24 protein-coding genes are annotated in these 21,311 nt (G+C 62.0%); 7 read left to right on the top strand and 17 right to left on the bottom strand.

Translation table 11 applies throughout. The annotated features are described in order from the left end of the window. Nucleotides 1-174: 174 nt before the first annotated feature. Nucleotides 175-1,341, top strand: coding sequence for a DUF4282 domain-containing protein (locus HMPREF2792_RS04100; RefSeq protein ID WP_070531075.1), 1,167 nt, complete (start codon nt 175-177; stop codon nt 1,339-1,341). A 302-nt stretch (nt 1,342-1,643) separates the two neighbouring features. On the opposite strand, the gene HMPREF2792_RS04095 is transcribed toward HMPREF2792_RS04100, so the two are convergent. The 14 genes from HMPREF2792_RS04095 to HMPREF2792_RS04030 all read right to left on the bottom strand — a co-directional run bounded on the left by HMPREF2792_RS04095 (nt 1,644) and on the right by HMPREF2792_RS04030 (nt 14,648). After that, nucleotides 1,644-2,060, bottom strand: a complete 417-nt coding sequence (locus HMPREF2792_RS04095) for a DUF3151 domain-containing protein (RefSeq protein WP_070531073.1) — start codon at nt 2,058-2,060, stop codon at nt 1,644-1,646. Between the two features lie 109 nt (nt 2,061-2,169). Then, the gene (locus HMPREF2792_RS04090; RefSeq protein WP_070531071.1) at nt 2,170-2,766 is read right to left on the bottom strand and encodes a Maf family protein; all 597 of its coding nucleotides are present in this window, start codon (nt 2,764-2,766) and stop codon (nt 2,170-2,172) included. Between the two features lie 4 nt (nt 2,767-2,770). Then, a complete protein-coding gene (locus HMPREF2792_RS04085) occupies nt 2,771-2,965 on the bottom strand; it encodes an acyl-CoA carboxylase subunit epsilon (protein WP_070528100.1) in 195 nt (64 codons plus the stop codon). 10 nt (nt 2,966-2,975) lie between these two features. Beyond that, entirely contained in the window at nt 2,976-4,307 is a 1,332-nt protein-coding gene (locus HMPREF2792_RS04080; protein ID WP_070531068.1) for a carboxyl transferase domain-containing protein, read from the bottom strand. A 59-nt stretch (nt 4,308-4,366) separates the two neighbouring features. After that, entirely contained in the window at nt 4,367-5,980 is a 1,614-nt protein-coding gene (locus HMPREF2792_RS04075; RefSeq protein WP_070531065.1) for an acyl-CoA carboxylase subunit beta, read from the bottom strand. A 227-nt stretch (nt 5,981-6,207) separates the two neighbouring features. Next, nucleotides 6,208-6,459, bottom strand: a complete 252-nt coding sequence (locus HMPREF2792_RS04070; protein ID WP_070531063.1) for a hypothetical protein — start codon at nt 6,457-6,459, stop codon at nt 6,208-6,210. A 258-nt stretch (nt 6,460-6,717) separates the two neighbouring features. Further along, on the bottom strand, nt 6,718-7,020 hold the full coding sequence (locus tag HMPREF2792_RS04065; RefSeq protein ID WP_070531060.1) for a hypothetical protein: 303 nt from the start codon (nt 7,018-7,020) through the stop codon (nt 6,718-6,720). 11 nt (nt 7,021-7,031) lie between these two features. After that, on the bottom strand, nt 7,032-8,321 hold the full coding sequence (locus HMPREF2792_RS04060) for an inorganic phosphate transporter (RefSeq protein WP_083303822.1): 1,290 nt from the start codon (nt 8,319-8,321) through the stop codon (nt 7,032-7,034). A 268-nt stretch (nt 8,322-8,589) separates the two neighbouring features. Continuing rightward, on the bottom strand, nt 8,590-10,092 hold the full coding sequence (treS, locus tag HMPREF2792_RS04055; protein WP_070531058.1) for a maltose alpha-D-glucosyltransferase: 1,503 nt from the start codon (nt 10,090-10,092) through the stop codon (nt 8,590-8,592). After that, nucleotides 10,089-10,274 carry a hypothetical protein gene (locus HMPREF2792_RS04050; protein ID WP_070531056.1) on the bottom strand — a complete coding sequence of 62 codons (186 nt, stop codon included), beginning with the start codon at nt 10,272-10,274 and terminating at the stop codon, nt 10,089-10,091. The genes treS and HMPREF2792_RS04050 overlap by 4 nt, the downstream gene beginning before the upstream one ends. Then, on the bottom strand, nt 10,274-11,095 hold the full coding sequence (locus tag HMPREF2792_RS04045; RefSeq protein ID WP_070531054.1) for a carbohydrate ABC transporter permease: 822 nt from the start codon (nt 11,093-11,095) through the stop codon (nt 10,274-10,276). The genes HMPREF2792_RS04050 and HMPREF2792_RS04045 overlap by 1 nt, the downstream gene beginning before the upstream one ends. Then, nucleotides 11,092-12,069, bottom strand: coding sequence for a carbohydrate ABC transporter permease (locus HMPREF2792_RS04040; protein ID WP_070531051.1), 978 nt, complete (start codon nt 12,067-12,069; stop codon nt 11,092-11,094). Before HMPREF2792_RS04040 ends, HMPREF2792_RS04045 begins: the two co-directional genes overlap by 4 nt. Before the next feature lie 174 nt (nt 12,070-12,243). After that, nucleotides 12,244-13,533: an ABC transporter substrate-binding protein gene (locus HMPREF2792_RS04035; protein WP_070531049.1), complete on the bottom strand. Its 1,290-nt coding sequence runs from the start codon at nt 13,531-13,533 to the stop codon at nt 12,244-12,246. A gap of 125 nt (nt 13,534-13,658) precedes the next feature. After that, entirely contained in the window at nt 13,659-14,648 is a 990-nt protein-coding gene (locus tag HMPREF2792_RS04030; protein ID WP_070521338.1) for an ABC transporter ATP-binding protein, read from the bottom strand. A gap of 48 nt (nt 14,649-14,696) precedes the next feature. Here HMPREF2792_RS04030 and HMPREF2792_RS04025 point away from each other — a divergent pair, with 48 nt between their 5' ends. The 3 genes from HMPREF2792_RS04025 (at nt 14,697) to HMPREF2792_RS04015 (ending at nt 16,926) form a co-directional block, all read left to right on the top strand. After that, nucleotides 14,697-15,257 carry a hypothetical protein gene (locus HMPREF2792_RS04025; RefSeq protein WP_070531047.1) on the top strand — a complete coding sequence of 187 codons (561 nt, stop codon included), beginning with the start codon at nt 14,697-14,699 and terminating at the stop codon, nt 15,255-15,257. A 42-nt stretch (nt 15,258-15,299) separates the two neighbouring features. After that, on the top strand, nt 15,300-16,190 hold the full coding sequence (locus HMPREF2792_RS04020; protein ID WP_070531044.1) for a biotin--[acetyl-CoA-carboxylase] ligase: 891 nt from the start codon (nt 15,300-15,302) through the stop codon (nt 16,188-16,190). A gap of 292 nt (nt 16,191-16,482) precedes the next feature. Then, nucleotides 16,483-16,926 (top strand): hypothetical protein, encoded by a 444-nt coding sequence (locus HMPREF2792_RS04015; RefSeq protein WP_070521601.1) that lies wholly within the window; start codon nt 16,483-16,485, stop codon nt 16,924-16,926. Here HMPREF2792_RS04015 and budA read toward each other — a convergent pair. Next, complete coding sequence (gene budA, locus HMPREF2792_RS04010) at nt 16,923-17,642, bottom strand: acetolactate decarboxylase (RefSeq protein ID WP_070531042.1); 720 nt, start codon at nt 17,640-17,642, stop codon at nt 16,923-16,925. The genes HMPREF2792_RS04015 and budA overlap by 4 nt on opposite strands. On the opposite strand from budA, the gene HMPREF2792_RS04005 reads away from it, so the two are divergent. Together HMPREF2792_RS04005 and purE are read left to right on the top strand one after the other, a co-directional pair. Continuing rightward, nucleotides 17,628-18,890, top strand: a complete 1,263-nt coding sequence (locus tag HMPREF2792_RS04005; RefSeq protein ID WP_070531040.1) for a 5-(carboxyamino)imidazole ribonucleotide synthase — start codon at nt 17,628-17,630, stop codon at nt 18,888-18,890. The two genes, budA and HMPREF2792_RS04005, sit on opposite strands and share 15 nt — an antisense overlap. Before the next feature lie 41 nt (nt 18,891-18,931). Further along, nucleotides 18,932-19,432, top strand: a complete 501-nt coding sequence (gene purE, locus HMPREF2792_RS04000) for a 5-(carboxyamino)imidazole ribonucleotide mutase (protein WP_070531038.1) — start codon at nt 18,932-18,934, stop codon at nt 19,430-19,432. Here purE and HMPREF2792_RS03995 read toward each other — a convergent pair whose 3' ends face one another. Next, nucleotides 19,433-20,326 carry a ribokinase gene (locus tag HMPREF2792_RS03995; protein WP_070531036.1) on the bottom strand — a complete coding sequence of 298 codons (894 nt, stop codon included), beginning with the start codon at nt 20,324-20,326 and terminating at the stop codon, nt 19,433-19,435. 31 nt (nt 20,327-20,357) lie between these two features. Here HMPREF2792_RS03995 and HMPREF2792_RS03990 point away from each other — a divergent pair, with 31 nt between their 5' ends. Continuing rightward, nucleotides 20,358-20,828: a YdcF family protein gene (locus HMPREF2792_RS03990; protein WP_070531112.1), complete on the top strand. Its 471-nt coding sequence runs from the start codon at nt 20,358-20,360 to the stop codon at nt 20,826-20,828. On the opposite strand, the gene HMPREF2792_RS03985 is transcribed toward HMPREF2792_RS03990, so the two are convergent. Next, nucleotides 20,825-21,310, bottom strand: coding sequence for a hypothetical protein (locus tag HMPREF2792_RS03985; protein WP_070531034.1), 486 nt, complete (start codon nt 21,308-21,310; stop codon nt 20,825-20,827). The two genes, HMPREF2792_RS03990 and HMPREF2792_RS03985, sit on opposite strands and share 4 nt — an antisense overlap. Between the last annotated feature and the right edge of the window lies 1 nt (nt 21,311).

Genomic DNA, 21,311 nt, shown 5'->3' with positions numbered 1-21,311 from the left:
GTCGAGTTTCCCCTGCCGTGGCGGGGGAAACTGTCGTTTTCTGGGGTGCATTTGCCTAACTCGCGCTGCCGGTGAGCAAGATCTCAGGTACGTTCGGTGGGGTAAAAAATTTATGACAGTATCGTGCTGTAGCGCACTGCGAAAATCAATGATTCTCCGAAAGGTCTAAAAACTATGACGAACCCCAACCAGTTTGGTGAGAACGGCGACAAGAACGATAACAACGCTGGCGACTACAACGCTCACGGTTCCCACAGCGACAACGCTGGGAACAACAGCTTCGGTAGCTTTGGCGGCTACGGTAGCTCTCAGTCCGGCAGCGATAATTCTGCTTCTGGGTGGAACAGCCAGGGACAGAACTCCAACTTCGGCTGGGGCGGCCAGGCCGGCTACGGCGATTACTCCGAGAGCTCCGCTGAGACCTCCTCGTTCGGAAGTGCGTCTTCCCAGAATTCGCAGCCGGAGTCTGAAGGTGAGGCCAAGGACAGCACTTTTGGCTCCAGCTTTGCTGCGTCTGAGTCCGCCTCTGGTTCTGCCAACACGGAGTCATCTGACAACAAGTCTGAAAGCCATGACACCCGCGCTAACCATGACTCTTTTGGCGCCTCCTACGCTTCCTACAACTCCGATAGCAGTGCTGGTGCCGAGCACTCCGCTGAGGCGACGAACTCGAATCAGGGCTACGGCAACCACGGTTACGGCAACAGCGGCTTTGGCAGCGAAGGCTTTGGCGGCAGTGCGCAGGCAGAATCCAACCAGAGCCAGGGTTTTGGGCAGCAGTCTGGTGATGGCTTCGGCGCCCAGGCTTCTCACTCCAACTCCACGTCCGGTTTTGGTAGCTACCAGCAGCAGAACCAGGGCTTTGGTGGACAGGAGCAGCAAGGGTTCGGCTCCCAAAGCCAGCAGGGCTTTGGTACGCAGGAACAGCAGGGCTTCGGTCAGCAGAACTCGCCCTTTGCTGCCTCTCCACAGAACAATCAGTACCCGCAGCAGGCCGCACAGAACGGTGGTTCTTCTAAGAGCACGGGCTTCTTCAAGGCGCTGTTTGACTTCTCCTTCAGCAGCTTTGTCACCCTGAAGTTCTCCTCCTTCATCTACATTCTGCTCGTCATTTTGGCAGGACTCTCCTGGGCAGGATTGATCCTCTTCTCTTTCGTGGCTTTTGCTGACAGCTTTGTCAGCGGAATCTTGGCGTTCCTGGGCGCTGTCATTTTTGGCGGAATCGCGTTCTTTTTCTATGTCATCCAGTTCCGCTTGATCTTGGAGTTCTTCGTGGCAAACATCCGCACCGCGCAGAACACCGGTGATCTTGTTGCTAAGGCAGACGGCGACAAGGCTTAATCGCATACCAATCCCTGCGCTGCTTTAGGGCAGACAGACTAATCCCGCCGGCCTCATTATTTGAGGTCCGCGGGATTTTTGTATTTAAAGCCCTATGCCCGTCGGAGAGGCCCGTTAGCCGCCACGGATGGTTCCAGTCATATGGTTCGGGTCAGAAGGTTCGTGTGCCCCTAAACAAACCTTCTTTGGGCACCTGGATGGTTCACCTGCCCCCAGCTAAACCTTTTGAGTAGAACCAGTTGACTAGAACCACGTGGCGGACCGGGGGAGGCGGGCCAGCGCGCAACGGCGCTACTGGCTGCTTAGTCCAGCAGCGTGGCGACGGACTCGGGGTCGGCGTCGGAAAGCATCTGACGGATGCGGTCATACTCCGCGTCCTCACCGATAGCCTTCGCGGCATGGCCCAGTGCGGCAATCGCGCGCAGCACGCCTTGGTTGGGTTCGTGGGAGAAGGGGACAGGGCCCCAGCCCTTCCAACCATTGCCGCGCAGGCGGTCGAGGCTGCGGTGGTAGCCGGTGCGCGCATAGGCGTAGGCGGTGATGAAAGCGGTGGGCTCAGCGCCCTTGTGCTTGTCTAGTTCTTGCTCCGCCAGCAGCGCCCACAGCAGCGCGGAATCCGGATGGGCCATGATTCCCGCGGTGAGATCGGAAGTGCTGTCAGCACCCGGATCGGCCGGCAGCTTGATGGGCGGGGGAGCGAGCATATCTTTCATTTCCATGCCGCCCCACTCTAGCCATGTGGCAGCGAGGTCACCAGAGGGGGCGAACCTGGAAAGGTTCGCCCGCAGCTGGATGGATTCACCCGCAACTAGAAAAGCTCGCCCCGAATTAGGACTGGGCCCAGAAGTCAGAAACGTTGAGCCCAAAGGAATACAGCGCGCGGCGCAGCACCGGCAGCGAAAGGCCGATGACGGAGGAAGGATCGCCCTCAATGCGGTCGATGAACCAGCCGCCGAGGGCTTCCAGGGTAAAGGCGCCGGCGCATTCCAGCGGCTCGCCGGTGCGGGCATAGGCCTCGATATCGGCGGTAGTAGCTTCCGCAAAGTGCACCGTCGTGCGCGAGGCCTCCACGAAGCGTGCGTCGCCGCGCAGCACGCAGTGGCCGGTGATGAGCTCCGCGGCGCGACCGGCCTGCGCGTGCCAGCGCTCCACGGTGGCCTCGGGGGTGTGGGGTTTGCCTTGGAGGGAACCGTCGAGAAGCAGCATGGAATCCCCGCCCACCACGACGTCCTCGGGATAGTCCGGGGCAATGGCCTCTGCCTTGGCCGTGGCGAGTGCGCAGACGATCTCGGCGGGCTCAGCACCCGCCAGGCGCTCCTCGATGGCCCGCTCATCCACGTGGGCCGGGGCAATGACGGGTTCCACGCCCGCACCCCGCAGGATGGACAGGCGGGACGGGGACTGAGAAGCCAGAACCAGGCGCATGTGCTTAGTAGTAGCGGACGTTGCGGAAGGCGGACGGGTTAAACACGTCGCCCGGCTGGCCCCACAGGTCGCGCTCGGAGCGGGTATCGGCGGCCTTGGCACGCGCCTCAGAGTCGAGCTGGCTGAGCACCGTGGTCAGAGCCGCCACCTCAGCGTCGGTGGGGTTGCCGTTGAGAACGGTAAACAGGGAAGCGGTCATAGGGAAACCTCTACAAAACGATATTGCCGTGTTTCTTCGGCAGGGTCGGAATAATCTTGCGATCCAGCAGGCGCAGTCCCTCAATGAGGGAACCGCGCGTGGCTGCCGGGGTAATAACGGAATCGACGAGACCACGCTCAGCGGCTTGGTACGGGGTGAGGTAGGCTGCGGCCTCGTCCTCACTCAGCTCCAGCTCAGCGGCCAGTTCAGGGGCATCGGCCACGGCGATCTCGGCCGTCGGCCACGCATAGGACAGGTCCGCACCGAGCTCCTTGGAGCCGAAGGCGATGTAGCCGGTGCCGTGCGCGCGGCGCACAATGACGCTGATCTTTCCCACGCTTGCCGCAGCATAAGCATGCACGAGCTTGGCCAACGCTGCCTTCTCCACATCCAAAGCCGGGGAGTCGACGAACTCGACGATGGGGGTGTTGAAGGCATCGCACAGGCGAATGAAACGGGCGGCCTTGGCGGCGGCTGCGGCATCGAGGGAGTCACGGTTGGCGATGATGCCGACCGTGCGTCCCTCCACGCGGCCGAAGCCGGTGAAGACCCCGCGCACCCGGGCGCCGAGCTCGAAGACATCCTCACAGGTGGCGGTGACTACGTCGGCGAGATCGACGGTGCCGTCATCGCCGACGAGGGTATCGAGCGCGTGGTCGGCCTCGCTGATGTTGTCTTCCACCGAACCCGCAACGATGGTGGCCTCGGTGCGGGGCGCGGCGGCACGGTTATTGGAGGGCAGATAGGAGAGCACGCGCTTGGCGACGCTCACCTCGTGCTCCCCGTCCGCCTGCACGTCGCCGTCGGGGGCGATGACGACATCGGACAGCGCGGCCACGAGCGAGGCTTCCTTGGACTCCGCGTAAACCGCCGTGATCTGCGGGATGAGGCCGGAGGCGGTGGTGGCGCGGGCGAGGATGCGGGCCTGCATGGCGGAGGAGACGATGCCCTCCTGGGCGCGGGGCTTATCGCTGGCAACGAGCGCGACGATGGGCACGCCGGTCTTAATGGCCAGGTCGTAGAGCTTGGTGACCTTTTCGCCATAGACCTCGCCCATGGTGCCGTCGAACAGCGAGGCGTCCTGCGCATAGGCGCAGACCTTGCGGCCATCGACGGTGCCGAAGCCGGTGACGACACCATCGGTGTAGGGGCGGATGTGCTCGCGGCCGAACTCGGTGGAGCGGTGGCGAGCAAGGGCGTCGGTCTCCACGAAGGAGCCGGCGTCAAAGAGCGCCTCGATGGCGCTGCGGGCTGCCGGGACTTCTCCCTGCGGCGCCCGGGACTCGGTGAGCTTGGCGCTCAGGTCCTCGATCTTGCCAGCGGTCGTCTTCAAGTCAGTCATGGAACACTAGTGTAATACAGTGCTTCTGCTGCACTGATTTGTGCTGAAACGAGCGCGGCCTAGAGCGGGATGTTTCCGTGCTTGCGCGATGGGCGCGCGACATTCTTGTCCGTGAAGAAGCGCAGGTTTTTAGCGATTGCACTGCGGGTTTCGGAGGGGAGAATGACGGCGTCGATAAGCCCGCGCTCTGCTGCCTTATACGGGTTGAGCATGTGATCTTCGTATTCGCGCTCGAAGGATTTGGTCAGCTCAGTTACGTCGAGGCCCTTCTCATGGGCGGCCTTAATCTCCTTGCGATAGATAAAACCGACGGCACCTGCTGCACCCATGACCGCGATCTGGGCGGTGGGCCATGCCAGGTTGATGTCCGCGCCCAGCCCCTTGGAGCCCATCACGCAATAGGCGCCGCCGTAAGCCTTGCGCAGGGTGACGGTGATCTTGGGAACGGTGGCTTCGGCATAGGCGTAGAGCAGCTTGGCGCCGCGGCGCAGGATGCCGTCGTGTTCTTGGTCGGCGCCGGGGAGGAAGCCGGGGACGTCGACAAGCATGATGATAGGGATGTTGAAGGCATCGCAGGTGCGCACGAAGCGGGCGGCCTTCTCGGAAGAATCGATGTCGAGGCAGCCGGCGAAGACCTGGGGCTGGTTAGCAACGAAACCAACAGTGCGGCCTTCGATGCGTCCGAAGGCGGTGACCACGTTATCGGCGCGGTCGGCCTGGATCTCCAGGAAGTCACCGTCATCGGTGAGGGCCTCGATGACCTCCTTGACGTCATAGGGCTGGTTTGGGGAATCCGGGATGATCTCATCCAGCATGAGGTCGTCGGCGGTTTCTTCGCCCAGGTCTTCGTAGGGCTCAACCGGGGTCAGCTGGCGGTTATTGGAGGGAAGGTAGGTCAGCAAGTCGTGGACCCAATCCAGGGCTTCCTCGTCGCTGGCGGCGGTGTAGTGCGAGGTTCCTGCTTTGTGCATGTGGACGCCCGCGCCGCCGAGTTCTTCTTGACTGACTTCTTCGCCGGTGACGGTCTTGATGACGTCTGGTCCGGTGACGAACATCTTGGACTTCTTGTCCACCATCACCACGAAATCAGTCAGGGCAGGGGAGTAGGCGTTGCCGCCGGCGCACGCGCCCATGATGACGGAGATCTGCGGGACGATGCCGGAGGCCTTGACGTTCTGGTAGAAGGTCTTGGCAATCCAGTCCAGGGACACGGCGCCGTCCTGGATGCGGGCGCCGGCACCCTCGTACAGGCCGATGAGCGGGCGGCCGGTGGTGATGGACAGCTCCATGATCTTGATCATCTTCTCGCCGTAGACCTCACCGAGTGCACCGCCGAAGACGGTTCCGTCCTGGGAGAAAATGCAGACCTCGCGGCCGTCGATGGTGCCCCAGCCGGTGACGATGCCATCGGTCAGCGGGCGCTTCTTGCCCATGCCGAAGTCCGTGGTGCGGTGCACGGCGAGCATATCGGTCTCGACGAAGGAGCCCTCGTCGAGGAGATAGTCCAAGCGCTCACGTGCGGTGAGGCGGCCTTGGGCGTGGACCTTTTCGTGGGCTTTCTCGCCCATGGGCTGCGCCGCTGCTTCGCGACGCCTCTTCAGTTCAGCGATCTTGCCTGCGGTGGTGTCGGCGCTCAGGGAGTCAAGCTCCGACAAATGTGAGGAAATAGTCATGTTTGGCAGTGTAGAGAAGTTTCGTATAGGAATGTATAGCGGCGCACGGGTGATTCCGCTCACAATTTACGTTCGGGCAGGTGAGGGGCGGTGAAAAAGATGAGGGAATCCTCGTAAACGGCGTGTTGGGTGCATGGCTGACAGTGTAGTGGGCGCGAAATGTACCGTTTGAAGGGTGGCCGCATGAGAAAACCCCGCCCGGTGGGGGCGGGGTTTGGTGAAGGATTTTATGCAAGCCATCCGAAGCTGTCGAGGAATAGCTCTACCTCGGCAAGGTCGCCTTCCCGGGGGAAGTCGCCCGTGAGGGCGGCGAAGCTTTCCTCGATGTCGGTATGGGTTGCCGGAATGAGATCGTGCTTGACAAGATCTTCTGCCACCTGCGCTGCGATGGGCGCAGCGGTAATGGTGTCAAGACCGGTACCGGTGGCGGTCTTGAATGTGTTAGTAATGGCGGAAATAAAGCCGGAAATGGTATTCATTCGTGCTCGCCCCTTTTTGTCTCTCGTAGTAAAGGTACGGGGTACCGTACCGTTGGTATTCACCAACTATATCGTGTAAACGTCCAAAACGCTACATAGATTTCAAGTTAAGTTAACTTTTTGTTTACCTTGGCTGATGTGTGACCAGGGGCACACATGTGCTTCCTGCGGCGGAGGAAAATGAATAAGGGCAAAAAGGACAGCCCCGCCGTGTAGGGCGACGGGGCTGTTGGTGTTGTCGGTGGGAGGGGGGAAGGCTTAGTGCCCGCTAGCGATTCCGGCAAATGGCTCCCAGCCGAAGTAATGGGCGATGGAGTCCTTTGCAATCCATGTGATAGCGACAAGGATGAGGAGGGCGAGAACGGCGTATACCGTCCAGCCAAGCATCTTCATCTGGGGTGAAGCTTCGGTGTCATCAACGACAACGCCTTCGGCGTTGCGGATGGGGTCGCCCGTCATGCAGCGCATGCCCAAAGCGAAGAGGAGTGGGATGCCGGCGCCGAAGGCGAGCGCGAGTGCGGCCACGCGAATGAGGGCGGTGACGATTTCCATTGCGGTCATGATTGGAATCCTTAGTTGTCCTTGTGAGCGGTGTGGGACTTGACCACATCATTGACGGCGTTTGCGGCGCCAGGGGCGTTGCCGGTCGAAACGCCGGCGGCGACCTTTTCGCGGTGAGACATCGAGGAGTCGACGGACTCGGAGTCCTCGTCCCAGTCGTCGTTGACGTTATTAGCGTCAACCGGGTTGCGGCGAGCGCGCAGGAGGATGAGGGCGACCATTCCCAGCAGGATGATTAGGTCAACGATGGCACCCACCATGGTGTTGGTGGCTGCGCCCACGCCGTTGGCAATCCACCACGTAACGAAGCCGACGAAGGCGGCGCACGGAAGGGTGATGAGCCACGCGGCCACCATGCGCATGGCGACGCCCCAGCGAACCTTCGCGCCCTTGCGGCCCAGGCCGGTACCCAGGATGGAACCGGTGGACACGTGGGTGGTGGACAGTGCCATACCGCCGGTGGCGGAGGTCAGGATGATGGCGGCGGAGGTGGCCTCAGCGGCCATGCCCTGCGGGGATTCAATCTCCACGAGCCCCTTGCCCAGGGTGCGGATGACGCGCCAGCCGCCCGACATGGTGCCGGCGGCAATCGCGACGGCACAGGCCACGATGACCCAGGTTGGGATGCGGGAATCGGAGTTGGCCTCGCCAGCGGCAACGAGGGCAAGGAAGATAACGCCCATCGTCTTCTGTGCGTCACCGGTGCCGTGGGCCAGGGATACGAGGCAGGCGGTTACGATCTGGCCGTGGCGGAAGTGCTCGTTTTTGACCTTGCTCGGGATGGTGTTGGTCACCCAGTACACCAGGGCGGTACCGCAGGCGGAAACCAGAGCGGCGATGAGCGGGGAGGCAATAGCCGGGATGATGATCTTGCCGGCGATGGAGGACCATGCCACGCCGCCGGTGCCCAGGGCTGCGAAGGCAGCGCCGATGAGGCCACCAAAGAGGGCGTGGGAGGATGAAGACGGCATGCCAAGGAGCCAGGTAAATAGGTTCCAGGTGATGCCGCCGATGAGGCCGGTGAAGACGACCATGAGCAAAGCGTCGCCGTCGGCGGGGACGGAGACATCGTACTGGTCAAGGTTGACGATTCCCTTGGCCACGGTGGCGGCCACGTTGACGGAGAGGAATGCGCCGATGAGGTTGAGGAGGGCGGAAATGGCGACCGCGGTGAACGGCTTCAGTGCGCCGGTAGCAATTGACGTTGCCATAGCGTTGGCTGTGTCGTGGAAACCGTTAGTGAAGTCGAAGGCCAGTGCCGTGATGACCACGATGGCCAAGATGATAAGAGTCGCTGACACGAGCGTGATCCCTTTCAGGACTAGGGCAATAATCTACAAAGAGGGGTCAGCGTGTCGGGGCCAAAGGGGTGGCGCGACGACTGCGAGCTAACCGCGGTTGACGATAGTCCCGAAAGGTAATGGTGCCAATTGTGCGCAAAAGGCCGGTGACCTCGGCAAATAGGCATTATGTAGCTTTAATTGGTCATAAAACGCTAAAAAACCTCAAAAATTACAGCACAATACATCGACTGTTCATGTTCTGTTTACCGTTTTCGCTAAAAGACCGTTAAGCCTCCACCGGAAGCCAGGCATAACCGAAGGGGCCCAGTTCGACTGGTCCTAAGTCCACGGCTTTTTCGGTGAAGTTGTGCAAGCACAATAATTCACCGCGCTGGAATCCCAGCACGCCCGCGTGGCCGGTCTCCACCGCCTCGAAAGGCGCGGTGCCGAGTTCCGGATGCGCCTTGCGTTGCTGGATGAGGCTGCGAACGCGGTGGAGGATCGAGGAGTCGTCGGCAAGCTGCTCCTCCACCGAAATACCAACCCCGCCAACGACGGGGCGGCGCGTCTGAGCGGATGTACTGAATCCTGCGCCCTCGCCCGGCTCCCACTGCATAGGAGTGCGTACAGCATCGCGGTCGGGCAGCTCGGGGGCGTCGTTCATGCCAACCTCATCGCCGTAATACAGGAAGGGCGCGCCCGGTAGCGTCATGAGGAGGGAATAGAAGAGCTCAATCTTGCGGTAGTCGTTGCCCAACAGCGGGGCGAGTCGCCGCGCGATACCCACGTGAGCGCGCATCTGATCATCCGGCAGAAAGTGCTCGTACATGATGGCGCGCTGATCCTCGCCAACCATCTCCAGCGTTAGCTCGTCGTGATTGCGCAGGAAGGTGCCCCACTGGCAGCCCTGGGGCAACTCCGGCAATTCCGCCATGATCTCGTAGACCGGTGTGGCGTCCCCCAGTGCAAGGGCCTGGTAGAGCCGCGGCATGACGGGGAAATTGAACACCATGTGGAAGCGATTGCCCGTGCCGTAGAACTCCATGGTGTCGTGCGGCGGCTGATTGGCCTCCGCGATCATGATGGCCTCGGGATAGTTCTCGTCAATGAAAGCGCGGATTCTTTCCACAAACTCGACTGTTTCCGGCAGGGACTCGCCGCCCAGCCCATCGCGCTCGTAGAGGTATGCAATGGCATCGAGGCGGAAGCCGTCCACGCCCTTGTCCAGCCAGAAGGAGAGGATCTTGAACACTTCCTCGTGGACCTTCGGGTTGTCATAGTTCAGGTCCGGCTGGTGCGAGTAAAAGCGGTGGAAGTAGTACTGCTTGCGCTCCGGATCCCACGCCCAATTCGAGGTTTCCGTATCGGTGAAAATGATGCGGATCTCTGGGTAGCGCAGGGGATCATCGCCCCACACGTAGTAATCACCGTACGGCCCTTCCGGATCGGTGCGCGAGGCCTGGAACCACGGGTGATCGGTGGAAGTGTGGTTGAACGCCAAGTCCGTCATCAGCCTCATGCCGCGCGCGTGGAGCTCGGCGACGAGCTCCTCGAAGTCCTCCATCGTGCCGTAATCCGGGTGGATGGAGTAGTAATCGGCAATGTCATAGCCATCATCGCGCAGCGGGGAGGCATAAAACGGGGAAAGCCACAGGCAGTCCACGCCGAGCCACTTGAGGTAATCCAACTTCTCAATAACGCCGCGCAGCGTGCCGACGCCTTCGCCGCGGGTGTCCTTGTACGAGCCCACGAGGGCCTGGTAGAAAATGGCGTTATCGTGCCAGGTCATCGGAGATCCTTCCGTTTAGCCCGCCACAGCAGAAACTCGGCCAGGCACAGCGTGCCTGCGAGGAGCCCCGGCCAGATTGCGGGGGAGGGGTGAAAAAGGTTGAGGACTGCCTGCACCAGCGCCAGGAACGCAAAGAAACCAACGAATCCCAGCGCGGTGTCCCACAGCAGAGCGCGGCGCATTAGGCCTTAACACCGCCGGCGGTGAGGCCGGCAACGATGCGGTGCTGGAAGATGAGCACCATGATGATCAGCGGAATCGTCACCAGCGCGCCCGCGGCCATGGTGGCGGCGTAGGGGTACTCGAAGGCCGAGGGGCCGGAGAAGCGCGCGATGGCCACGGTCACCGGCTCAGTAGCGGTGGTGGATAGCTGCTTGGCCAACATGAACTCGTTCCACGTCGTGATGAAGGCGATGATGGCGGTGGTAAACAGCGCCGGCGCGGCCAAGGGCAGGAGCACGAGGCGGAAGGCCTGGCCGCGGGAAGCACCGTCCACGCGGGCGGCCTCCTCCAACTCCCAGGGAAGCTGGCGGAAGAAGCTCAGCAGCGTATAGACCGTCAGCGGTAGCGCGAAGGAGATGTTCGGGATGATCATCGCGCGGTAGGTGCCGATCCATTCGAGGTTTCCAAAGAGCTGGAACAGCGGGGTCACCAACGCGATGGCCGGGAACATCGAGGCAGCCAGAATGATGCCGGTGACAATACCTTTGCCGGGGAAGTCGTAGCGTGCCAAGGCGTAGGCGGTAAACACACCGATAAGGACCGCCACCGCGGTCGTGACCAAGGAAATGATCAAAGAGTTCCCCAGCGCATTGAGGAAGTCATTGCCCTTGTCCGTGGCTAGGGCGTCCCGGAAGTTATCCAGGGTTACGTGCGTGGGCCACGGGGTGGTGTCGAAAGTATGGGACTTGTGCCGCAGGGCGGTGACGACCATCCAGTAGAAGGGCGCGAGCCCCCAGAACATGATGAAGAGGATGCCAAGGTAGTGTCCGATCTTTTTCATGACTTCTTCTCCTTCTTCTGGCGAGCAGTACCGGACACATCAGCGCCGAGGAAGCGAACGAGGATGAACGCGACGGTGAAGATGAGCAGGAAGATGAGGGTGGATAGCGCGGAGGCAGAGTTGAAGTGGCCCTGGCGCATGTCCTCCACCACCAACTGGGAAATGGTGGCCGTCGGGGAGTTGGAGGAGGCGGAGATCATGATGACCGGCAGGTCGTACATGCGCAGCGCGTCCAGCGTGCGGAAGAGGATGGCCACCATGAGCGCCGGGCGCACCAGCGGCAGGGTAATGGTGAAGAAGGTTTGGATGCGCGAGGCGCCGTCGACGCGGGCGGCGTCATAGACATCGCGCGGAATCATCTGCAGACCGGCCAGGATGAGCAGCGCCATGAACGGGGCGGTCTTCCACACATCGGCGATGATGACCGCGAGGCGGGCATAAAACGGGTCCGTGGTCCACGCGATGTTCGAGCCGATGAGCGCGTTGATGATGCCGTCCGGCGCGAACATGAACTGCCACAGCTTCGCCGTCACCGCGGTGGGAATGGCCCAAGGCACCAGCACGGCCGCGCGCACGAGGCCGCGCCCGCGGTACTCGCCGTTCATCACCAGCGCCATGAACATGCCCAAGATCGTCTCCAGTGCCACCGTGACCACGGTGAAGAAGAGCGTGATCTTGAGCGCCGGCCAGAAATCAGTGGCGATGACGCCGTCCGGGCATGTGGTGGCCTGGCCGGTGGCAGACATGCATTTATTGGTGAGCCAGTACAGGTAGTTCTCGAGGCCTGCGAATGAGCCTTCCTCGAATACACCCGTAGTCGGGTTAAGCCGCTTGTTGCCCTGGAAGGACAACATCACAGCGCGCACGATGGGATAGCCGATGACCACGGCCAGCGCTATCAGCGCCGGTGCGATGAGCGCAGCGACGCGCAGATACTGTCTGCGGGGCTGCGCGGTAGCCGGTGCTCCAGCCATGCGGTGCCTGCCTTTCTGATTAATAGGGGAGAGGGGTTTATCGGGGGTTGGGGAAAATCATAGCGGGTGGCTGAGACATCCTCTGTGCACGAGCACCCAGATCAAAGCCAGATCAAAGAAAGAGGCGCGGGCAAGTCTCGTGGACTTACTCGCGCCCCATTCACGCTGGGAGCATTAACCCTGCGCGGCTGCCTCGATGGCTGCCTTCATGTCCTTCGTTGCATCGTCGACGGACTTGCCCGCGGTCAATGCCGCGTAAGCGTTATCCTGCACGGCCTTGGAGATGGCGGTGTAGAACGGGGAAACCGGACGCGGTGCGGCGTTCTCCAGGGATTCCTTCAGGGCCGGAAGGTACGGGAACTCCTCGACGAGGGACTCATCGTCGTAGATGGAAGCCAGCACCGGCGGGAAGGAAGCCTCAGCGAAGGACTTCTGGTTCTCCTCGTTGATGATGAACTTCATGAAGTCCAGGGCCGTAGCCTTGTGCTCGGAATTGATGTTGATGCCGTTGTTGTAGCCGCCGAGCGTGGAGACACCGACGCCGTCCTTGCCCACCAGCGGCTGGACCTCGAACTTGACGCCAGCCTCTTCGGCATTGGTGTACATGTACGGCCAGTTGATGGCGAATGCGGTCTTGCCCTCGGTGAAGGCCAAGTTGGTCTCCTCCTCCGTCGCGGCGGTGGAGTCCTTGGAGATGGTGCCGTCTTCGTAGGCGTCGACAAGCGCCTGCAGGCCTTCCTTGGACTTGTCCGAGTCAACGGTCACGTTGCCCTCGTCATCCAAGATGGATCCGCCCCAGCCCTCGATGAAGCCGGCGGTGTTGACGGTGAGGCCCTCGTACTGCTTGAGCTGGGTGGTCAGGCAGGAGCTATCGTCCTTGATGGCCTCGCAGGCAGACGCGATGTCCTCGAACTTCTCCGGAGCCTTGTCCGCCAACTCGGTGTTGCGGAAGAGCAGCTGGCCGTTGGTGTTCTGCGGCAGTGCGTAGAGGGTGTCGTTGTAGGTCGCGGATTCCACGGTGGGCTCCAGCAGGCCAGAGGTGTCAACCTCCAGGTCACCGGTCAGCGGTGCCAGCCACTGGTTTGCAGCAAAGTCCGCGGTCCAGACCACGTCGAGCGCCATGACATCGTAGTCGGAGTTGCCCGCTTGCAGGGACTGCACGAGGGTTTCGCGCTGAGCGTCGGCCTCGCCGGCGAGCTCCTTGAGCTCGACCTTCTCGTCCGGGTGCTTGGCGTTCCATGCCTCGATGATGGGGGTGATCTTGTCGGTGTCGTTCTTGCCCATGGCAAAGGTGATGGGCCCGCGGCCGCCACCATCGGTGGAGGAGGCATCGGAGCCAGCGCTTGACGACGACCCCTCGTCGCCCGACGAGCAACCTGCCAAGGTCAACGCGAGTGCAGCGGTGGTGACGACTACGCCGCGGCGGACAGAACGCAGCGAGCTAGGGAGAAACGGCTTCTTCATGGAGTATTCACCTTTCGGAAAACTTCTGATGACTTCAAAATAGGGGATCATCCCCACAAGGCACGTGGTTTTGGCTTTTAATTCACTTCAAACGGGGGTGAAGCTACCCCTGTTAGTACTACTGCCTAAGCCTCGATACGCTGGCCGGTTTCCGGATCGAAGTGGTGGGCCTCGCGGGGGTTGAAGGTGAGGACGACGGTGTCGCCGCGCTGCGGAACGTTGTCGCTCGCGCGGGCAACGAAGCGCTGCTCGCCCACCATGGCGTAGACGAAGGATTCCGAGCCCAGCTCTTCCACGAACTCCACCGTTCCTTGGAAGCCCACCGGCCCCTTATTAATGAATAGCTTTTCGGGGCGAACGCCGATGCGGCCGCCGTTGTAGTCAAAGATATTCATCGAGGGGGAACCGATGAAGCCGGCGACGAACTCGTTAGCGGGGGCGTCGTAAAGCTCGCGCGGTGGGGCGACCTGCTGCAGTTCGCCGTCTTTGAGCACGGCGACGCGGTCTCCCATGGTCATGGCCTCGACCTGGTCGTGGGTGACGTAGACGGTGGTGGTGCCGAGGCGCTGCTGGAGGCTGGCCAGCTCCGCGCGGGTTTGTACGCGCAGCTTGGCATCGAGGTTGGACAGGGGTTCATCCATGAGGAAGGCCTTCGGCTCGCGCACGATGGCGCGGCCCATGGCCACGCGCTGGCGCTGACCACCGGACAGGTCCTTGGGCTTGCGCTGCAGGTACTCCGTGAGCCCGAGGGTCTTGGCGGCTTCCTCGACCTTGGCTTTGATGTCTGCCTTGGGCATCTTGGCCAGCTTGAGGGAAAATCCCATGTTCTGGGCCACGGTGAGGTGCGGGTACAGCGCATAATTCTGGAAGACCATTGCGATATCGCGCTCGCCGGGCTCCAGCCCTGTGACGTCTTTGCCGTCGATGAGGATGCGGCCGCTGGAGACCGGCTCGAGTCCCGCGAGGGCGCGCAGGGTGGTGGACTTACCGCAGCCGGACGGTCCGACGAGGACCAGGAATTCGCCATCCGCAATCTCGAGATTGAGGTCTTTGACCGTGGGGTTCTCGGCGCGGGGATAGGTGATGCCGACGTTCTCAAAAGTGACCTTTGCCATGGACACACACTAGCACCCAGCGGCACGTGGATTAGGCTGGAATTCGCTATGAAGAAGTTCGCCCCACTCCTCGCAGTGCTCTTGGTTGGTTGCTCTAGTACGGAATCCGCAGAGTCTTTCACACCGCTAACAACCGTTTCCACTGGGACCGCTGACGCGTCTTCGACGCAGTCCACTTCGCCTTCCGCGGCCCAGCGCGATACCGTGTTCCGCGCTATTTTCGCCGACACCGTGGACTCATCTAAGGTCCGCTCACAACTGGTGGACAACGGCAAGGTTGATCGCGCCACCATGCGCGCCAGCATGAAACGGATGGGGTTGGACCTCTCGGATTCGGAAGCGCAAGAATACGGCGAGTGGGTGTGTAAGTGGGTCGCCCCGGAGATCCGCTACGTGCTGGCGACTGAAGGTAAACCAGATAGCCTCGGCGCGAAAGAACGCGCAGACTACGACAAGCTGGTTGAGGACACTGTGTCCTTCCTAGCGGATTCTCGGCAGATCTCCGTTACGCCTGAACAGGTAACCCATGCTTTGCCGCAAGCGGTCTTGACTACCTGTCTTGACGAGGCTACCGCCCGCACAATTCTGGCCAATCCGGATTACTTTTAGTTACTTCTAGAAGGCCACTGCCCGGCGGGTAACCTGGGGTGCATGACTGCACTTGATATGGACCGCATCCGCGAGGCGTTGAGTGACGACTTCGCTGTCATCGATTTCACCGAGTCCACTGGCTCCACCAATACCGATCTCATGCAGGCGGAGAAGGTGGCTGATGGCACCGTACTGCTTGCCGACGAACAGGTGGCCGGCAAAGGCCGCTTGGGCCGCCAGTGGGTGAGCCCGGCAGGGGCGCAGCTTATCTTTTCCGCACTGATCCTCCCGGAGTCGCTAGAGCACCTTGGCACCCTGCCCCTGGCTGCCGGTTTGGCCGTGACCGACTCGGTCGAAGGTGCGGTGCTCAAGTGGCCCAATGACGTGCACATCGATGGCAAGAAGCTGTGCGGCATCCTCGCGGAAGCCGGCCCGGTGGGGGAGGCTTTCAAATCTGCCCCGAAGACTGAAGTCTCGAAGGCTGAAATCAATAAGGCCGAAATCAACAAGGCCGAGATCAACAAAGCGGAAATCAACAAGGCCGAGATCAATAAGGCTGAGGTCGCGCCCAAGACTCAAGCCGCTAACCCGCCTTCAGCACGCGTGGTCGTGGGCATGGGCATCAATGTCACCCTGACCCGCGAGGAACTGCCCATCGAGGCCGCGACTTCGCTTGCGCTCGAAGGCCTTGATACCGACCGCACTGAGCTGGCCATCACCGTTCTGAAGAACCTGCGCCGCCGCATCACCCAGTGGGAGCAGCAGGACCCACAGCTCATGGCTGATTACCGCAAGGTGTGTTCTTCCATTGGCCAAGAGGTTCGCCTCGAAGCCCCGACGGGCGATGTGATCGGCACCGTCGAGGGCGTGGCTGACGACGGCCGCATCAACGTCGGCGGCGAGTACTACTCCGCCGGTGATGTCATCCACCTGCGCCCGGCTGATAAATAATCGCCCGCGCTGGAACATCCAAGCGTCGACCGGCGAGGCCTTCATAGAAGGCGCCGTGCTCGACACATGGCGCTATTCAAAAGGCATCTGTCAGAAGGCATTAGTCAAAAGGCGTCTTTGGGGTCAAAGACACCTTTTGGACGCCTCCACATGGCGTTTTCGGGGGCAAAGACGCCTTTTGACTGACGCCTTTTAGGAAATGCCATGTGCGAAGCCTTGGCTGGGCTTGCAAGGCCTGGGACGTGACGTCTTCTCAGCTGGGCAGCGAGAGCAGGAAGGTACCATGAGCCCCATGAACCTCATGCAGATGGGCCGCGGCGAAGTTGTTCGCGCTGACATGACCGCCCCGTTTCGCACGCTGCTCTTTCCTTTTCTAGAGCTCGTCGTGATTACTGGGGTGTGCTGGATCGCCATCGGCTGGTGTGACTACAACGGCATTGACCTAGCGCTTCGCAATGGCCTGGTAGCTATATGGGCCTTGCTTGCCGTCTGGCGCTTTGTCCTGCCCCTCATCAAAGCCCGCCGCAAGCGTTTCATAGTGACCAACCTGCGCGTCATCGCCCGCGAAGGCAAGCGCGTTGATTCGATCCCGCTCACCGATATCCGCGGTGCGCGCCGTCGCCGCGGTGGGATCTCGCTGGCACTTCACGGCTATGACAAGCCGATGTATTTCCCCTCCATCCCCAAAGCAAAGCGCGTCGAAGACATCCTCAACGAGCAACCGGTCTGGGGCTAGCCCTTAATCTCCGTCGTATGCAGCTGCTGGTCCAGGTCCTCCGGCGCCAAGTTGGCGGAGCGGAACTCGTGGGTCAGCGGCAGACGCAGATCGAGGTCCGTTCCGGGGCAGAGCTCAATCATGGCCTCATCCACCGTGTAGTCCAGCACGTGCCCTCCGGAGGTACGCGCAGCGTCGATAAAGTGCACGTGGCATCCGGGAACGGAGATTCCCTTCTCAAAGACCGGCGTGCGGAAACCGCCGATGACGCCCTCGACGTCGTCAAAGCGCAGCTCCTTGTCGCCGCCCACCGCCTGCGCCATCGGCGGGTAGGGCTTGCTCTGCTTGACCACCGTGCGGGTCACCACGTTGCTGAACCGCCCAGAGATGCGCACCGCGTACATGAAGTTAGCGGAAGGCTCCACCTCATCGATGAATGCCGAAAGCTCCTCGCGCCTCAGACCTTTGGGCGCGGCCACCTTAATACGGGGGACGAAGTTCGTCGCCACCGCAAAGGGCGTGCCCTGGTCTAGGTCAGCGATCGTTGCGGTGCCATCGCCGCGCAGCTGATAGCACACACCGTCGAGGATGATCATCTCTCCGTCCAGCGCATCGAAGGTTCCAATACCGAAATTGCCCTTGCCCAAGAGCTCACCGATGGTCATTTCGCCGTCGTAAATGCCATCCAACAGGGCGGTCATGAGGGAGTTCTGAAAGATGGTATGCCGGACGATCATGGCCCCAAGGCTAGTATTGGAAGAGTGAGTGAACAACACAAACCCCTCGTTACTGTTTATGGAGACGGCCAGCTTGCACGCATGATGCAGCCGGCCGCCGCCGAGCTCGACATCCACTTGCGTGTGCTAGCCTCCGCGCCGGATAAGTCCGCCGCCCAGGTGATTCCGGACGTCGTTCTCGGTGACTATCACGATCTCGATGTGCTCACCGCCGCCGCAGACGGCGCGGATGCAATCACCTTTGAGCACGAGCACGTTCCCACCGAGCACGTGCAGGCGCTCATCGCCGACGGCCGCAACGTCCAGCCCCAGCCTTCCGCCCTCCTCTACGCGCAGGACAAGCTGCTCATGCGCCAGAAACTGGCCGAGCTGGGCGCCCCAGTGCCGCGCTTTGCCGCCATCGAATCGGTGGAGGATGCGCGGGATTTCGCCGCGCTTGTCGACGGTTCCGTGTGCCTCAAAGCCCGCCGCGGCGGCTACGACGGCCATGGTGTGTGGTTCCCGTCCGCGGAGGAGCTGGAGCCGCTCGTCGCTAAGCTGCTTGCGGCCGATACCCCGCTCATGGCCGAAGAAAAGGTCAACCTCACCCGCGAGCTGTCCGTGCTCGTCGCCCGCCGTCCCTCCGGCGAGGTGAAGGTCTGGCCGGTCACCGAGTCCGTGCAGCGGGACGGCATCTGTGCCGAGGCTTTTGCTCCCGCCCCGAACCTTTCGCCGGAGTTGACCGAGCGCGCCATGCAGGTGGGCATCAAGGCGGCCACCGAACTTGGCGTTACCGGCGTGCTGGCGGTGGAGCTCTTTGCCTTCGCCACGCAGCAAGACGCCGGCTCCATCATTGCTTCCGCCTCCGGCGCGCCGGGCGCGGTTGTTGAGGAGGATATCGCCGTCAACGAGCTGGCCATGCGCCCGCACAATACCGGCCACTGGACTCAGGATGGCTGCGTGACCTCCCAGTTTGAGCAGCACCTGCGTGCCGTGCTGGACTTGCCGCTGGGCTCTACCGCAGCCCTGGCTCCGGTCACGGTGATGGCTAATGTGCTGGGCGCCGAAGAAGATCCGCAGATGCCCATGCCGCAGCGCGTTCGCGAAGTGATGGAGCGCTACCCAGAGGCGAAGGTCCACCTCTATGGAAAGGACCACAAGCCGGGCCGCAAGATTGGCCACGTCAATGTTGTCGGTGTGGATGTGGCGGAAACCCGCCGCATCGCCCACGATGCCGCCCACTTCCTCGTCCACGCGCAGTGGGCTTAAGCCCGCAGCGAGCTTGAAACCTATTTACTAAGGAGAGTTTTATGGAACCACTCGTCGGCCTGATCATGGGCTCTGATTCCGATTGGCCCACCGTCAAGCCCGCCGCAGAGGTGCTCGCCGAGTTCGGCGTGCCCTTCGAGGTAGGCGTTGTCAGCGCGCACCGCACCCCGGAAAAGATGCTGGCTTATGCCAAGTCCGCGCACGAGCGCGGCCTCAAGGCCATCATCGCCTGCGCCGGTGGCGCAGCTCACCTGCCGGGCATGGTCGCCGCGGCCACGCCGCTTCCGGTGATCGGCATCCCGCGCGCGTTGAAGGATCTTGATGGGCTCGATTCGCTGCTCTCCATCGTGCAGATGCCGGGCGGCGTGCCGGTGGCCACCGTCTCCATCGGGGGAGCGAAGAATGCCGGCCTGCTTGCCGTGCGCATTCTCTCCGCGGGTGACCCGGCACTGGTGGACAAGATGGTGGCCTACCAAGAGAACATGGCCGCCGAGGTGGAGAAGAAGGACGAGAACCTGCGCTCCCAGCTCCTCGGGGAGTAATTAGCTGGGAAGCTTGCTCTTGAGATCGGGGTAGGAGGCCTGCGCGCCTTCTCCGGTGACGGCGTAAGCCCCAACTCGTGCGGCAAAGGTGGCGGCCTCCACGAGGTCGTCGCCGTGGAGTAGTCTCGCGCACAGCGCGCCGGCGAAGGCGTCACCCGCGCCGGTCGTATCGATGGCGGTGACCTGCGGGGAGGGGACGTTGACAAGCTCAGCGCCTTCGGCCACGAGCGCTCCCCGCGCACCCAGCGTGAGGACCACCGAGGCAAAGCCGGCCTCCGTGAGGCGCCGCGCCAGCTCCTCCGGCGCGCCCTCGCTGCTCAATCCCAACTGCTCCAGGATGAGCCCGGCCTCGTGCTCGTTGGCTAGCAGCGGATCGGCACGCAGGAGCGCTTCCTTTTCAACCTCGATGACCGGCGCGAGGTTGACCACGACCCGCCCCTTCGCCAGCTCTATGGCCTTGGCACAACCCTCCGCCGGAACCTCGCCTTGGAGCAGAATGAGTTCCGATTCGGTGATGGGGGAGGAGTGGGTGGTGACGAAGGGAGCGTCGACAAGCGCATTGGCCCCCGGCACCACGATGATGGTGTTTTCTCCCTGCTTATCCACGGTGATGACCGCCAAGCCCGTCACCTCCTCGCTGGCTTCGACGTGCGTGAGGTCCACGCCGCTGGCCTGCAAGTAGTGCATCGCGGGCGTGGCGTAGGCATCGCTGCCCACCGCGCCGACGAAGCTGACCTGAGCACCCAGACGGGCGGCAGCGACCGCCTGGTTCGCTCCCTTGCCGCCCGCGGTGATGGTGCCGCCGCTGCCCAGCAGAGTCTCGCCCGGCTGCGGGTGCCGCGCGGTGTGGACCACGAGGTCAGCGTTGATGGAACCGACTACGCACATGCTCATGCTGACTAGTATGCACGCTAAGCTAGCGGGCATGCAGTTTCCGCTTCTGGTGTTGGGCGCGCGCGTGGAGGGCGGCGAGCCCGGCTCGCTGCTGCGCAGCCGCTTGGACCGCGCGGTGGTGCTGGCGCGCGTGCTGCCGGAGGAGCCGATCATCGTGTCCGGTTACGGGGAGGCGGAGCCGATGGCGCGCTACCTCATCGAGCGGGGCGTGGACTCGGAGCGGATCCGTGTGGAGCCGCTGGCTACCAGCACTAACGAAAACCTTGAGCGCGCCCACGCGCTGTGCCCGGACTATGACTATTTCCGCGTCGTAACCAATGACTTTCACGTGCTGCGCACCCGCCTGTGGGCCTGGCACCTGGGGATTCGGGTTCGCATGCATGGTGTTGGCACCCCGCGGAAAGACCGCCCATGGAATTACCTGCGCGAGGTGGTGGCGACTCCGCATTCGCTGCTGCGCATTGTGTGGCGGCGGGTCGTCGCGCAGTGGCCTATGGACTAGGCGCCGAAGAACATGAGCACGATGGCGATGAGCCAAATGACAAACCAGTGGCGCTTTTGCGGCGTGGTTGGGTTGGCCTTCTGCTGTAGTGACTTGAGGAAGTACCAGGCCCCGGGCAAGGCGAAGCCGATGCCCATTGCCACATCGCCGTCAGTAATTCCGGTGAAGCCTACGAGGAGCGAGAACAGACTCAACAGCCCCTTGAAAAAGGAGAAGCTGTGGATCGTGCCTTCCATTGGCTGCTGGGCAGGGGCATGGTCAGGCAGCGGAGCTGGGGCGTAGGCGCGCTCCGGCTCGGCAAAGGGCTCTGCGATAGGTTCAGCAAAGGGCTCCACACTCGGATCCTCATACGAGTCAACGAAAGGGTTCGCCGAAGGCTTCGCGTCTGACTCGCGCGCGGGTTCCGCGAAAGGATTCGACCCACGGCCGGGGAGAGGCTTGTCCGGCTCCTCAAAAGGGTTGGAGTCAAAGGGATTGCTCATG

The organism is Corynebacterium sp. HMSC068H04 (genome assembly GCF_001811255.1).
GTDB classification, from domain to species: domain Bacteria; phylum Actinomycetota; class Actinomycetes; order Mycobacteriales; family Mycobacteriaceae; genus Corynebacterium; species Corynebacterium hesseae.
This window is presented reverse-complemented; position numbering and strand designations above follow the sequence as displayed.